Origin of the sequence: Bacteroides helcogenes P 36-108 (assembly GCF_000186225.1) — a bacterium.
Taxonomy (GTDB): Bacteria; Bacteroidota; Bacteroidia; order Bacteroidales; family Bacteroidaceae; genus Bacteroides; species Bacteroides helcogenes.
This window is the reverse complement of record NC_014933.1, coordinates 2,761,305-2,774,206: the sequence shown is the minus strand read 5'-3', so window position 1 is coordinate 2,774,206 and position 12,902 is coordinate 2,761,305. Positions and strand designations below refer to the sequence as shown.

At 41.7% G+C, this 12,902-nt stretch carries 11 protein-coding genes; 1 reads left to right on the top strand and 10 read right to left on the bottom strand.

Annotated features, from left to right (window positions below):
• Window positions 1–137 precede the first annotated feature (137 nt).
• From BACHE_RS17080 to tsaD, 5 genes are all read right to left on the bottom strand, one after another.
• Window positions 138–296: a DUF4295 domain-containing protein gene (locus BACHE_RS17080; RefSeq protein WP_013547834.1), complete on the bottom strand. Its 159-nt coding sequence runs from the start codon at window positions 294–296 to the stop codon at window positions 138–140.
• Between the two features lie 13 nt (window positions 297–309).
• Complete coding sequence (gene rpmG / locus BACHE_RS11260) at window positions 310–498, bottom strand: 50S ribosomal protein L33 (RefSeq protein WP_002560155.1); 189 nt, start codon at window positions 496–498, stop codon at window positions 310–312.
• A 20-nt stretch (window positions 499–518) separates the two neighbouring features.
• Window positions 519–779 carry a 50S ribosomal protein L28 gene (gene rpmB / locus BACHE_RS11255; protein ID WP_013547833.1) on the bottom strand — a complete coding sequence of 87 codons (261 nt, stop codon included), beginning with the start codon at window positions 777–779 and terminating at the stop codon, window positions 519–521.
• Window positions 780–901: 122 nt separating this feature from the next.
• On the bottom strand, window positions 902–1,369 hold the full coding sequence (locus tag BACHE_RS11250; RefSeq protein ID WP_013547832.1) for a CinA family protein: 468 nt from the start codon (window positions 1,367–1,369) through the stop codon (window positions 902–904).
• 39 nt (window positions 1,370–1,408) lie between these two features.
• Window positions 1,409–2,431, bottom strand: a complete 1,023-nt coding sequence (gene tsaD, locus BACHE_RS11245) for a tRNA (adenosine(37)-N6)-threonylcarbamoyltransferase complex transferase subunit TsaD (RefSeq protein WP_013547831.1) — start codon at window positions 2,429–2,431, stop codon at window positions 1,409–1,411.
• Between the two features lie 337 nt (window positions 2,432–2,768).
• On the opposite strand from tsaD, the gene BACHE_RS11240 reads away from it, so the two are divergent.
• Window positions 2,769–7,256, top strand: a complete 4,488-nt coding sequence (locus BACHE_RS11240) for a translocation/assembly module TamB domain-containing protein (RefSeq protein ID WP_013547829.1) — start codon at window positions 2,769–2,771, stop codon at window positions 7,254–7,256.
• A gap of 171 nt (window positions 7,257–7,427) precedes the next feature.
• Here the strand turns inward: BACHE_RS11240 and BACHE_RS11235 are convergent, their stop codons facing one another.
• The 5 genes from BACHE_RS11235 to BACHE_RS11215 form a co-directional block, all read right to left on the bottom strand.
• Window positions 7,428–8,336, bottom strand: coding sequence for a Ppx/GppA phosphatase family protein (locus BACHE_RS11235; RefSeq protein WP_013547828.1), 909 nt, complete (start codon window positions 8,334–8,336; stop codon window positions 7,428–7,430).
• 3 nt (window positions 8,337–8,339) lie between these two features.
• Window positions 8,340–10,388, bottom strand: a complete 2,049-nt coding sequence (locus tag BACHE_RS11230; protein ID WP_013547827.1) for an RNA degradosome polyphosphate kinase — start codon at window positions 10,386–10,388, stop codon at window positions 8,340–8,342.
• A 44-nt stretch (window positions 10,389–10,432) separates the two neighbouring features.
• Window positions 10,433–11,572 carry a glycosyltransferase family protein gene (locus BACHE_RS11225; RefSeq protein ID WP_013547826.1) on the bottom strand — a complete coding sequence of 380 codons (1,140 nt, stop codon included), beginning with the start codon at window positions 11,570–11,572 and terminating at the stop codon, window positions 10,433–10,435.
• 24 nt (window positions 11,573–11,596) lie between these two features.
• Window positions 11,597–12,385 carry a UDP-2,3-diacylglucosamine diphosphatase gene (locus tag BACHE_RS11220; protein ID WP_013547825.1) on the bottom strand — a complete coding sequence of 263 codons (789 nt, stop codon included), beginning with the start codon at window positions 12,383–12,385 and terminating at the stop codon, window positions 11,597–11,599.
• A gap of 222 nt (window positions 12,386–12,607) precedes the next feature.
• Entirely contained in the window at window positions 12,608–12,790 is a 183-nt protein-coding gene (locus BACHE_RS11215; RefSeq protein WP_013547824.1) for a hypothetical protein, read from the bottom strand.
• Between the last annotated feature and the right edge of the window lie 112 nt (window positions 12,791–12,902).

The following is a 12,902-nucleotide window of genomic DNA, read 5'->3' as shown; positions in this document are numbered from 1 at the left end:
CATTATTATCGCAAAGATATAACAAAACTGACGAATAATAAAAACTTCGTCCTCTTTTTAAAAATAAATCCCCTTATCGGCTTATCCGATAAAGGGATTTATTAAGATATTGATAGCCATAGAGGCTTTATCTTCATTTATTTCTTAAAAAAATCTTGCACTTTTTCATTTTGTACCATTTGCTCATCAAAGATGTAAGCACCGGTTTTCGGAGACTTTACCATTTTGATAACCTTAGTATAAGAACGACCTTCTTTAGATCCTTCGTGCAAACTTGCTACTGTTTTCTTTGCCATGGGTTATGCTTTATTATTTAATTTCTTTATGTACTGTCACTCTCTTCAGGATCGGATTATATTTTTTCAACTCCAATCTCTCTGTGGTATTCTTTCTATTCTTCGTTGTAATATAACGAGAAGTTCCCGGCATACCGCTATCCTTGTGTTCTGTGCATTCCAGAATCACCTGTACTCTGTTACCTTTTGCTTTCTTTGCCATAATCAGTATTCTCCTACTTTTTAGCCAATAACTTTAATGCTTTTCCAATCACAATAACCGTTAGCTACTGCATCTTTTAAAGCAGCGTCCAGTCCTTTCTTATTAATAATGCGTAAGCCGTTAGCGCAAATGCTAAGACTAATCCAACAATCCTGTTCTACATAATAGAACTTTTTGTTAAACAAGTTCAAATCAAAGGTTCTTTTAGTTCTTCTCTTTGAGTGTGAAACATTGTTGCCAATCATGGCCTTCTTTCCGGTAATTTGACAAATCTTTGACATTTCTATCTTAATTTTTATAGTTTTCTTTTATGCCTATTTCAAACAGAGCGCAAAGTAAGCACTTTTATAGTTACCAAACAAGTTTTTCATAAAATAATTCATTGTATGATAGCATTTTTTCCTCATTTCAGTCTATTACGAAGCATGATAAGTGCGTTTTGGATAGCTTTTTGCACATTTCCCGTTCTTCCTAAATTTCCCTCCTGCTTCATAGATATAATTTCATCTTTATAAGCAGCAGCAATCCACACAGTGCCTACAGGCTTTTCCGGAGTACCTCCTCCAGGTCCTGCAATTCCGGAAGTGGCGATAGCACAATCAGTTTTCAACGTTTTCATCGCACCTTTTGCCATTTCTATCACAGTTTCACGACTCACGGCGCCATGTTTTTCCAAAGTTTCGACAGAGACGTGGAGCAAAGACATTTTCACTTCATTGGAATAAGCGACAATTCCACCATTGAAATATTCCGAACTTCCGGGAATGGAGGTTATCAAAGCAGCAATCCCGCCTCCTGTACAGCTTTCTGCGGTAGAAAGAGATAAATTCTTTGCTTTTAACAACTCTCCTATTTCTTCTTCCAGTTTCATATCAATTGTTGTAAATAATGCTCCCAAATCTATTTCTTCTTATTTCAAAGTTACACGTGAATATGCCGGAGCTTCCATCGGACAAAAGTCTTTATCCAAAAATTTGAAATAACCTGTAATGGCAATCATGGCAGCATTATCGGTTGTATAACTGAATTTCGGAATAAAAATATTCCATCCATATTTCTCCGCATGATCTCGAAATGCATTGCGCAGTCCATTATTTGCAGAAACTCCTCCGGCAACTGCAACTTCCTTTATCTTGTATTGTTTGGCAGCCTTACGTAATTTATCCATCAAGATCTCCACTATTGTTGCCTCCAATGAAGCCGCCAAATCGGTCTTATGATGCTCTATAAAATCGGGATCTTCCTTCATCCAATCGCGTAAAGAATAAAGAAATGACGTCTTTAATCCACTAAAACTGTAATTCAGTCCCGGAATATGCGGCTTGCTGAATGTAAAGGCTTTCGGATTACCCTGACGTGCCAACTTATCAATAATCGGACCTCCAGGATATCCCAATCCCATCACTTTAGAGCATTTGTCGATAGCTTCACCGGCGGCATCATCAATAGTCTGCCCCAAAATTTTCATATCATTATAGGCTTCTACCAAGATTATCTGAGAGTTTCCACCAGAAACCAACAAACAAAGAAAAGGAAATCCCGGCTGTATATTATCTTCACCTTCAGCTTTAATAAAATGAGCCAAAACATGTCCAGTCAAATGATTAACATCAATCATTGGTATATTTAAGGAACGAGCAAATCCTTTAGCAAACGACACACCTACCAATAAAGACCCCATCAAACCTGGACCACGTGTAAAAGCTACGGCACTCAATTCTTCTTTAGTCACCCCAGCGCGCTTCAACGCTTCATGTACTACCGGAACTATATTTTGTTGGTGTGCGCGAGAAGCTAATTCAGGCACTACACCACCGTATGCTTCATGCACCGCTTGGCTGGCCACTACATTCGATAGCAGATAACCATCTTTGATGACTGCCGCAGAGGTATCATCACAAGAGGATTCTATTCCTAAAATTATTGTACTCATAGTGATTACTTACATTTAAACTCTGCAAAAATAGTGATAAAGTGTGATTTCAATGCAAATTTTCCATTTAAAATACTTATTATTACTCAAAGCTGTGTCGCTACGTAACATTTATGGAGAAGCTTTTTCTTATCTGTCGAAAACTTAAAACGAAAGTTTCATTTATAAAAGTAAGGAGTATAACGTATTATTTCCTATTTTTGTTGGCTAATTATAAAATTCACCGCTTATCAGAAAGCTAAAAAAGACAGTACGTTGGGTACTCGGTATTATATTGGGACTATATATCGGTATTATTTTATTACTGAACATTCCTTATGTTCAGGATAAAATTTCAATGCTTGTTTCAAAGGAACTGACCTCTATATTAAGAAGTAAAGTCACTGTCAGGAGAATAGATATGGGATTGCTGAATCGTATAATAGTTGACGACTTGCTGCTGAATGACCAGACTGGCAGAGAAATGTTGAAAGTAACCCGCCTCTCGGCCAAATTCGATCTTCTTCCGTTATTCAACGGCAAAATATCTATCAGCAACGTGCAACTATTCGGCTTCAATATTAATTTAGAGAAAAAGACTCTTCAGGATAAGCCCAATTATCAATTCATTCTCGACACTTTTGCTGCAAAAGACACAGTACAGAAAAAAAACGACCTTGACCTCCGCATCAATTCCCTGTTGATACGCCGAGGAAAAGTATCTTATGATGTCCGTTCTGAAAAGGAAACTCCCGGAAAATTCAATTCTCATCATATCCGTTTACGGAATATCATAGCCAACATCTCACTGAAAGCTTTACAGAATGACTCCATTAACGCTGCCATCAAACGCATGAGTATTGAGGAGGAAAATTCCGGATTTGAATTAAAGAAATTAAGTCTGAAAGTTGTAGGCAACAGCCGGCAGATGAAAATAGAGAACTTCTTCATTGATCTTCCACATACTTCACTAACCATGGACACCATCCGAATGAAATACAACAGTTTGGAGGCTTTCAATAACTTTACCCACAACGTACATTTTGCTTTCCGCATGCTGCCCTCCGAAATTGCATTGCAAGACTTGTCGGCCTTTGTTCCGGCTTTCTGTTCATTCAAAGAAAAGTTGCAAGTGGAAGTTGAGACAAACGGAACCATCAATCAACTGAATTGCCCACATCTTGCCATCTCTGCCGGAAATCACTTCCATTTGAAGGGAGACATATCATTGCAAGATTTATCCCGACCGGAAGATACTTATATCTTCGGCAATTTGTCAAACCTGTATGTCGATCCTGAAGGAATTGCTTTCTTTGTCAGAAATCTAAGCAAGAATTTTGATGGGGTCCCTTCTGTCCTGCAACATTTAGGAACCGTTTCATTCCGTGGAGAGATATCCGGTTATTTCACGGACCTTGTTACGTATGGAGAAGTACGGACAGACATCGGTACAATCAAGACTGACGTCAAGCTAAGCTCAAATAAAGAAAAAGATTCTTTTGCCTATTCAGGGGCTGTAAAAACAGAAGAATTCGAATTGGGTAGGATGTTGGGGAATGATAAATTCGGCAAAGTGACATTCAATCTGGATGTCAATGGCAGCCACTACAAAAAGCAATATCCATCCATCACATTGAAGGGATTGGTAGCCTCCATAGATTACAGCAATTATAATTATGAAAATATCATTCTGGACGGAGAGTACAAGCAAGGCGGTTTCACCGGAAAACTGGCGTTGGATGATGAAAATGGATCAGTCAAACTGAATGGAACCATCAATACAGCAAGCCGAGTACCTACCTTCAATTTTCTTGCAAGCATCAATAATATCCGTCCTCACAACCTCCATCTAACTCCTAAACACAAAGATACTGAGATATCTGTAAAAATAAAGGCGGACTTTACCGGAGGCTCCATTGATGAAATGAATGGTGAAATCAATATTGACAGTCTTCAATACAATGCGCCGGACAAGCAATATTTCTTGAATAACCTGAAAATTGCAGCGACTCGGGAAGACGGGCATCAGAAACGTTTGAGCATCATTTCCAGTTTTCTGCAAGGAAGCATTGAAGGAGATTATTCTTACCGTACCCTACCCGCCAGCGTATTGAATATCATGCGACGCTACATCCCCGCATTAATCTTACCGGACAAAAAGATGACGGTAACGGAAAACAACTTCAACTTTGATTTACATATTTATGATACGGAATTGTTATCCGCCATTTTTCAGATACCCATAAAAGTATATACCCATTCCACCGTCAAGGGATATTTCAATGATAAGGCCCGTCGTCTCCGTGTAGAGGGCTATTTTCCCCGCCTGCGATACGGAGAAAAATTTATAGAATCAGGAATGGTGCTCTGTGAGAATCCCGGTGACCGGTTTCATGCACGGCTGCGTTTCACAGACCGAAAACCGGATGGTTCCGTCAATATAGCTTTAGAAGCACAGGCACAAAAAGACAGTGTTCAAACTACTTTAAATTGGGGCAATAATAATGCTGCTACTTATAGTGGAAAATTGGCTGCAGTTGCCCGCTTCATCCGTCAGCAGAATACGGAAAATGCCGGTAGAAAAGGAATATCTCCATTAAAGACGATAGTCGATATCCGGCCTACCGACATTATCCTGAATGATACCTTATGGGAAATACACCCTTCACAAGTAATACTTGATTCAGGAAAGATACATATAAATAATTTCAATTTCAGTCATAAAGAACGCTACCTGCACATTAACGGCACAATATCCAAAGAACCGCAAGACACGGTACGCCTCGACTTGCAGGATATCAATATCGGATATGTATTCGACATTGCTGATTTGGGCGTAAACTTCAAAGGAGAAGCTACAGGCCCCGCCTTTGCCAGCGGTGTACTTGATAAGCCGGTCATGAGCACAGATTTGCTTATTCGCAATCTTGGATTGAACGAAGGAGTCCTCGGAGACGCCAATATTCATGGAGAATGGCATCATGATGTAAAAGGTATCTATCTGGATGCCCACATCCATGAAGAGAACATTGCGAAAAGTCATGTCCATGGCTATGTCTATCCCATCAAGCCTACCAGCGCGCTTGACCTCCAGATTGAAGCAGAAAATACCAATTTGAAATTCATACATTACTTCATGAGCAGCATTACTCCTGAATTTAATGGCCGCGCCACCGGACAAGTGCATTTCTACGGGAAATTCAAAGAACTGACAATGAAAGGACGTGTACTCGGTGATGCCTCTATGAAAGTTGATGTGCTGAATACCACGTTTTCTGTAAAAGATAGCATTTATATTGAACCTGACGGATTGACTTTCAAGAACAACCGTATATTTGATACTCAAGGCCATCAAGGCAGAATGAACGGCTATCTCCATTACCGGCATTTCAAGAATTTGGAATACCGTTTCAATTTCAATGTCAACAATATGCTGATAATGAACACCAAAGAGTCTCCCGACTTTCCATTCTACGGTACAGTCTATGGAACCGGAAATGCCACAATTGCCGGAAATGCATTGGATGGAGTAAATATAGATGTAGCAATGACCACTAATCGTAATACAAATTTCACCTATATAAAAGACAACATATCTACTGCAACCAGTACCCAGTTTATCAAGTTTGTGGATAAGACACCACGCCGTGCCGTGCAAGATTCCATCCGGCTTTCCGACTATGAAATCGCCCAGAAAGAGAATGAAGAAAGGGAAGAAAAAGAAAGTGACACAGACATCCGGCTGAATCTTCTGGTAGATGCCACTCCCGATGCCACCATGAAAATTATCATGGACCCCATTGCAGGTGATTATATCAGCGGACGGGGAAACGGAAACATACGTACGGAGTTCTTCAACAAAGGAGATGTGAAGATGTTTGGCAGCTACCGTATCAGTCAAGGAGTCTATAAATTCAGTTTGCAGGAAGTTATCCGCAAAGACTTTACCATAAAAAATGGAAGTACCATTGCCTTCAATGGAAATCCTCTTGATGCCAACCTTGACATACAGGCCAGCTATACCGTGAACTCTGCTTCCTTGAACGACCTGATGCCCAGCAGCATCACGACGGACAACACTTTTATGGGGCAGACCAGCGTCAAAGTAAACTGTATAATGAACCTGACCGGACAGTTAACCTCTCCAGACATCAAATTGGGCATCGAGCTTCCCAATGAGCGCGAAGAAGTGCAAGCTATCGTACGCAACTACATTCCCACGGAGGAGCAAATGAACATGCAGATACTATACCTGTTAGGAATAGGAAAGTTCTATACTTCCGAGTACGCAGATGCCGCACAGAACTCAAATATGATGTCCAGCGGAATTTCCTCCATTCTTTCCGGGCAACTGAACAACGCCCTTTCGCACATCATCAACAATAATAACTGGAATGTCGGAACCAATTTCAGTACCGGTGAAAAAGGCTGGACGGATGTTGAGTTTGAAGGAATTCTTTCCGGACAATTACTGAACAACCGCTTGCTTATCAACGGTAACTTCGGTTATAGGGACAATCCGTTGGCAAACACGAACTTTGTGGGTGATTTTGAAGCAGAGTGGCTTGTCAATCGCTCCGGAGATATCCGTCTGAAAGCGTACAACGAAACAAACAACCGTTATTATACTCGCACCAATCTTACCACTCAAGGTATCGGCATCATCTTCAAGAAAGACTTCAATAAATGGAATGAACTGCTATTCTGGAACAGGTGGAAACTCAAAAGACTAAAAGACCGGCAAACCGGAAAGCGTGCTTCCGTTCCCTCTACCGACAAAAACCATTTGACTGAAATGCATGACAGTACACTTCCTGAAGCACAATCCAAACGGGAAAGAAGATAAAGTAAACTATATAATCCGTCCGTACGCTGCGGATATGTATTCACACGGCCCGAATATATATCCGAGCCGTGCGTTTATCCGTTCGCGCACTGCGAACAGAGATTGCATCAAATACCTTTGAGGTTTTCTACCTGTATCAAAGGATTTTATCATTAATATCTTGCAGGTTTTCTACCTGACTTCCACGGACAGAGTCTTGGCATAGAGATTATCAATGATACCATCTGCCAGACCGATAATAGGTACATGCACATATTCGGCTTTGACGATACCGGCAATCGCCAGAAATATCTCGGCGGCAGGTACGATTACATCCGCACGGTCCGCTTTCAAATTGAATTCTTGCATGCGTTGTTCCGGTGTAAGAGGCTGCAAGACATCATATAAGGACCGCAAAGACGAAACAGGCAAACGTTGCTCCTTCTTATCTTTCTTGTCGGCGAGACGATAGAGCTTGTTGATGTTTCCACCCGAACCGATGATATTGATGCTTTGGAAATCAGCAGTCAGCCGGGAAAGGTCATCTTTCATCTGCTGCCAACTTTCTTCCTTTACGGCATTGCTCAGCATCCTAACCGTACCTATATTATAGGAAAGAGACTGTATTAATTCTCCATTAGCCAGAAGGTTTATTTCTGTACTGCCACCGCCTACATCCACATATATATAATTCCCGGTACGGTCTTCCAGGCACTCCACATGATTGTTGTAAATCATGCGCGCTTCTTCCTGGCCGTCGATAACCTCAATATCAATACCCGTATCCTGCAGAATCTTCTTGATGATGTTTTTTCCATTCTTGGCATCGCGCATGGCCGAAGTGGCACAGGCACGATAATCCGTCACCTCATAGATTTTCATCAATTGGCGGAAGGCCTTCATCAACCTGCGCAGCTTAACCGCCTTTGTATCAGAAACCTCTCCCAAAGAGAAAACATCAAAGCCCAAACGCAAAGGTACACGAAGAAGCATTGCCTTGTCAAGACGTTTACTGACTAAATTCTCGTCATCCTTAACTTTCTTGATCAATAGCCGCACGGCATTGGAGCCAATGTCAATGGCTGCATAACATTTATCCATAAATCACAAATTATAATTCTTATAAAGTTCTTCCTGCGAACGGAAAGCTTCCTCACTGCCCGTCACCCAAGGATGGTTTTCGCCGGTTCCATCCACTATACACCCCTGACAATTGTCCCTCAGCCCGAAGTCTATGACTCTCCACAGGTCTTCTTTGATTTGCGGATCATATACAGGAGTAACCACTTCGACCCTGTTATCCAGATTACGCGGCATCCAGTCCGCCGAACCGATGAAAGTTCTGTTCTCTCCGCCTGCCGCAAAAATAAAGATGCGCGAATGCTCAAGATAACGGTCTATAATGCCGTTTATACGGATCGTATCACTCAGGCCGGGAATTCCCGTCATCAAAGAACAATTGCCACGTACCAGCAAATCGACAGCAACTCCGTTGGCAGACGCCTCATAAAGCTTCTTCACCATAACGGCATCGGTAATATGGTTGATCTTTATACGGATGTATGCAGGTTTACCGGCTTGCTTATTCTTGATTTCCTCATTTATCAATTTGATGAACTTCTGCTTCATTTCATTGGGAGATACCAGGAGCTCTTTGAAGTGAACGGGTGCATATGGTTTCTCGATGAAAGCAAACACAGTATTCACTTCATGCACCACGTTGCGGGCAGCAGTCATCAGCATGCAGTCCGTGTACATACGGGCATTGCCTTCATGGAAATTTCCGGTACTGATGCAGGCAATGTCATTCCCTGTCCTCATGCTGATATGCGTAATTTTAGAGTGTACTTTTAGTCCTTCCACCCCAAAGATAACGTGAATGCCGGCATCCTGCATTTTCTTGGACCAGCCGATGTTGGAGGCTTCGTCAAAACGGGCCAACAGCTCGATTACAACAGTCACTTTCTTACCGTTGCGGGCCGCACAAATAAGTGCCTTCACTACTTTTGAATCTTTGGCAAGACGATAAAGGGTAGTTTTGATGCTTCTCACCTCCTTACTGATAGCAGCTTCCTGCAACACACGAATGTAGTAATCAAAACTATGATAAGGCACATGAATGAAGCGGTCTCCTTTCTGTATCAACTTCAAAAGACTTTCGCCGCTATTCAATTCGGGCTTCACAATCGGCTTCCATACAGGATATTTCAGGTCACTGCGTCCACAATCGGGAAAAGACATCAAATCCTTGTGATTATGATAACGCCCACCGCCCTGGACTGTATCCAACTTACCCAAATTCAATTTATTCATAACACGTCTCAGCAAATCCTTCGGCATTTCGGCATCATAAATCACCCGCAGTGCATCTCCCTGCTTACGGCTTTTCACACCTTTGGAAATTTTCTGCAACATGCCGTTGCGGAGATCATTGTCTATTTCCATCTCTGCATCCTTCGTAAACTTGAATGCATAAGCATTGAAAGACACATAGTCCAAACCGGAGAAAATCATTGGCAGGCAATAGCGGATTACATCGTCCAGATACATCAGGTAACTTTTCCCGTCTTTGTCCGGCAATTGCACAAAACGTCCGCATTCGGTCACAGGAAGCGCAATCAGAGCATAGTCGAAACTTTTCTTTCCGAATGCCTGCATCTTGGCCGCCAGATAAATATTCTCGTCTGTCTCATCCGTCAACTGCCTCACAGCCGACAACCAGACAGGACTGACAAAGCCACTCAACCTCTGCCGATAGAACCGGCGGACAAATTCTTGTTGTTCCTCATCCAGTTCATCCTCTTTCAACAAGCAAATATTTTCTTCCCGCAACTGGCAAGTTACTTCGTAAATAGCATGCTCATATTCTTTGGAATACTTGTTATTCAACTTGTTCAGTTGCTTAATCAGTTTTTGTGCATGCTCTTTTGCGGCATGCAGACTTCTGTCTTCACACTCTGTAATACGGCTGAGGGTAGCCATGCGGACACGGAAAAATTCATCAAGGTTGTTGGAATAAATACCAAGAAAACTCAATCTATCCAATAATGGGACTTGCGTTTTGGTAGCCTCCTGCAAAATGCGGTGGTTGAAGTACATCCAGCTTAAATCGCGGTCTATATATGCTTCCGATACATTTTTTTTATTAACCATTTTCTATTTATCAATAATTATCCGGCAAAAATACGCAACACCAATTACAAGGAGGTGTCGGAAATATTACAATACGAATACGGAAAATCCGATACAGGATAATGAGACAAGGACACCGTTGTTTCTATACTGTGCAATATTCTCCGATCGCAACTGCGCACCCAATACCTGAATGTAACGTCTGGAAAATAATTCTCCGAAAATGCCAGCAATCGTTCCAAATCAAATCCATCAGAAATGATTCCGACACCGGTACGTAGTGCATCATAAGCATTACAGTCCTGTTCAATATGAACGGGAACCATCAATAAAGGCTTCCCCAAATACATGGCCTCACAAACCGACTCAAATCCTGCTGTCGTAGCATAAGCCTTGCATCCGGCCATGTAACGCAAAAATTTCACATCATCAATCTGGTGGAAACTCAGCGTATCGTCAATCCGGCAAACCTCCTCCTCATCCTGTTTATCCCAAAAGAAATGAAGCGGCACTTCTGGATGGATGCTGTGCCAGCCCTTCACATTTTCACTGAAACCTGCATTTACCATATAACCGTGAAGATAATCTCCCCGCATGCCTTCGCACGAAAGGACTTCCCGGCGCAACAATGGTGGTACGACACGGATATGCGCCGCACTGTCATCTTCCATCTCGCGAAAAGACAATGCCAGCTTTTCCTTTGCCCCCAAACAAGTGAGCCGGGTGAAAAAGCGCAGAAACCACAGGCTGCACCTGTTCTTATCGGGAAACTCGAAATCCCGATGTAGAAAGAGATACTGATGCCCTATACTGATTTGAGGCACGGAAGGATGGTAAAACAGATAAGTCAATCCGGTAAGCAATTCGTAGAAGTTAATAACAAGCTCCGCACCGCTTTCTTCAATACGGGTATGTATATAGTGCATGCTTTTTACATAAGCAGGTATCTTCACAATATTATATGCCACACTGCGAGATAAACTGACCCGCTTATTGGCAGGTGCGGGCAAGAAGTTAGGGCTCAAAAAGCGTTTTATCGGTGCTTGAATACTACGGTTGAAGAAACCCGGCAAACGGCGTGAATTGCTTTTTCCGACTAATACTTCCACAACCTCATGACCGTTACGACGCAACAAGTCTTCCATGGTGATTGCTTGGGTGAGATGTCCACGACCTTCTCCCTGAACTATAAAAAGGACCTTCATCGGTTATACGTTTTTAATTATGGGTTATGAGGCAACCGGAACATTGGTAATATGCTCATCCATCTGCATCTCATCATAGCGGACAATATCCCAATTACCATTCTCATCTTCCGTCAGAGCAGAAAGTGTTTCTACCCAATCACCGGAATTCAGATAGTGAATATCGCCATAATAAGTATTGGCAGGATGGTGAATATGGCCGCAAATCACTCCGTCACATTTGCGCGCCCGTGCAAATTTCACCAATTCTTTTTCAAAATCCGAGATGTAGGAAACTGCTGATTTCACTTTTTGTTTGATGGCTTGTGACAGGGAATAGTAAGGTAGCCCATGCTGCATGCGGTAATTGTTATAGATACGGTTTGCCCATAACAAGAAGTCATAGCCTACTCCACCCAATTGAGCCATCCATTTCATTTTGGTAGTCACCGTATCAAAAATATCTCCATGCGTTACATAGTATCGTTTACCATGACTCTCGTGAATAAATTCCTTCACTATCTTGATGTTATAGAAAGTCATCGGCGCAAGGCTGTCCAGAAAGTCATCATGATTTCCACGTATATAAATGACCTCTGTTCCCTGTTTCTCCATCATCTTCATGATGACTTTGAAGAAATCCGTATGCTTTGCCTGCCATTTACGAGTACCGCCTCTTTTTAGAGCCCATCCGTCAATAATATCGCCATTCAATATCAAACGGCGGCAATTCACCGTTTTCAGAAAATTGCTGACCTCAACAGTCTTAGAATTTGATGTGCCCAGATGAATATCAGATAGCACAATCGTAGAATAAAAAGTACGTAAGCGCATAGCATTGTATTTTTAGTTGTTGCAAATATCACGCTTCATTGTTACAGGAACGTGTACGGAATATGACAATTGCGTTATCATTGCAAGCAAGCCGCCTCCTACCGTACAGATATAAGTTAAAACAAAAGCCACACCGGCATCACACAGGCATGACTTCAAGAGAATTTATGGAATTGATACATAAAAAGGATGAAATTATCAGTATATTATAGAACCGAAACTTCAGACAAATTCCTCGACCATATACATATCACTGACAAAATCATCAACAATCTGCTCCAGATTTTCGCAGGCTTCGTCCGGTGTTTCACCGTAAGCGCTACACAACATGTTATTCATAAAATAAGCAAAAAAACCGCCACCGGCTGCCGCCTCTACGGTATAATCCTTTCTGTTTAGTTTCATAATCTACTCTCCTTTTATTTTTACACTGCAAAAATGTTGGAAAGTTGTTTCAAAATGATGTGATAGAAGTTACAAAAATGATAAAACAAAAAGGATGTAGCCTATACAAGCC

Excerpts from the sequence above, each read along its gene's own strand:
- BACHE_RS17080 (WP_013547834.1), bottom strand. The coding sequence starts at position 296 with ATGGCAAAGAAAACAGTAGCAAGTTTGCACGAAGGATCTAAAGAAGGT.
- rpmG (WP_002560155.1), bottom strand. The coding sequence starts at position 498 with ATGGCAAAGAAAGCAAAAGGTAACAGAGTACAGGTGATTCTGGAATGC.
- rpmB (WP_013547833.1), bottom strand. The coding sequence starts at position 779 with ATGTCAAAGATTTGTCAAATTACCGGAAAGAAGGCCATGATTGGCAAC.
- BACHE_RS11250 (WP_013547832.1), bottom strand. The coding sequence starts at position 1,369 with ATGAAACTGGAAGAAGAAATAGGAGAGTTGTTAAAAGCAAAGAATTTA.
- tsaD (WP_013547831.1), bottom strand. The coding sequence starts at position 2,431 with ATGAGTACAATAATTTTAGGAATAGAATCCTCTTGTGATGATACCTCT.
- BACHE_RS11240 (WP_013547829.1), top strand. The coding sequence starts at position 2,769 with ATGCTTGTTTCAAAGGAACTGACCTCTATATTAAGAAGTAAAGTCACT.
- BACHE_RS11235 (WP_013547828.1), bottom strand. The coding sequence starts at position 8,336 with ATGGATAAATGTTATGCAGCCATTGACATTGGCTCCAATGCCGTGCGG.
- BACHE_RS11230 (WP_013547827.1), bottom strand. The coding sequence starts at position 10,388 with ATGGTTAATAAAAAAAATGTATCGGAAGCATATATAGACCGCGATTTA.
- BACHE_RS11225 (WP_013547826.1), bottom strand. The coding sequence starts at position 11,572 with ATGAAGGTCCTTTTTATAGTTCAGGGAGAAGGTCGTGGACATCTCACC.
- BACHE_RS11220 (WP_013547825.1), bottom strand. The coding sequence starts at position 12,385 with ATGCGCTTACGTACTTTTTATTCTACGATTGTGCTATCTGATATTCAT.
- BACHE_RS11215 (WP_013547824.1), bottom strand. The coding sequence starts at position 12,790 with ATGAAACTAAACAGAAAGGATTATACCGTAGAGGCGGCAGCCGGTGGC.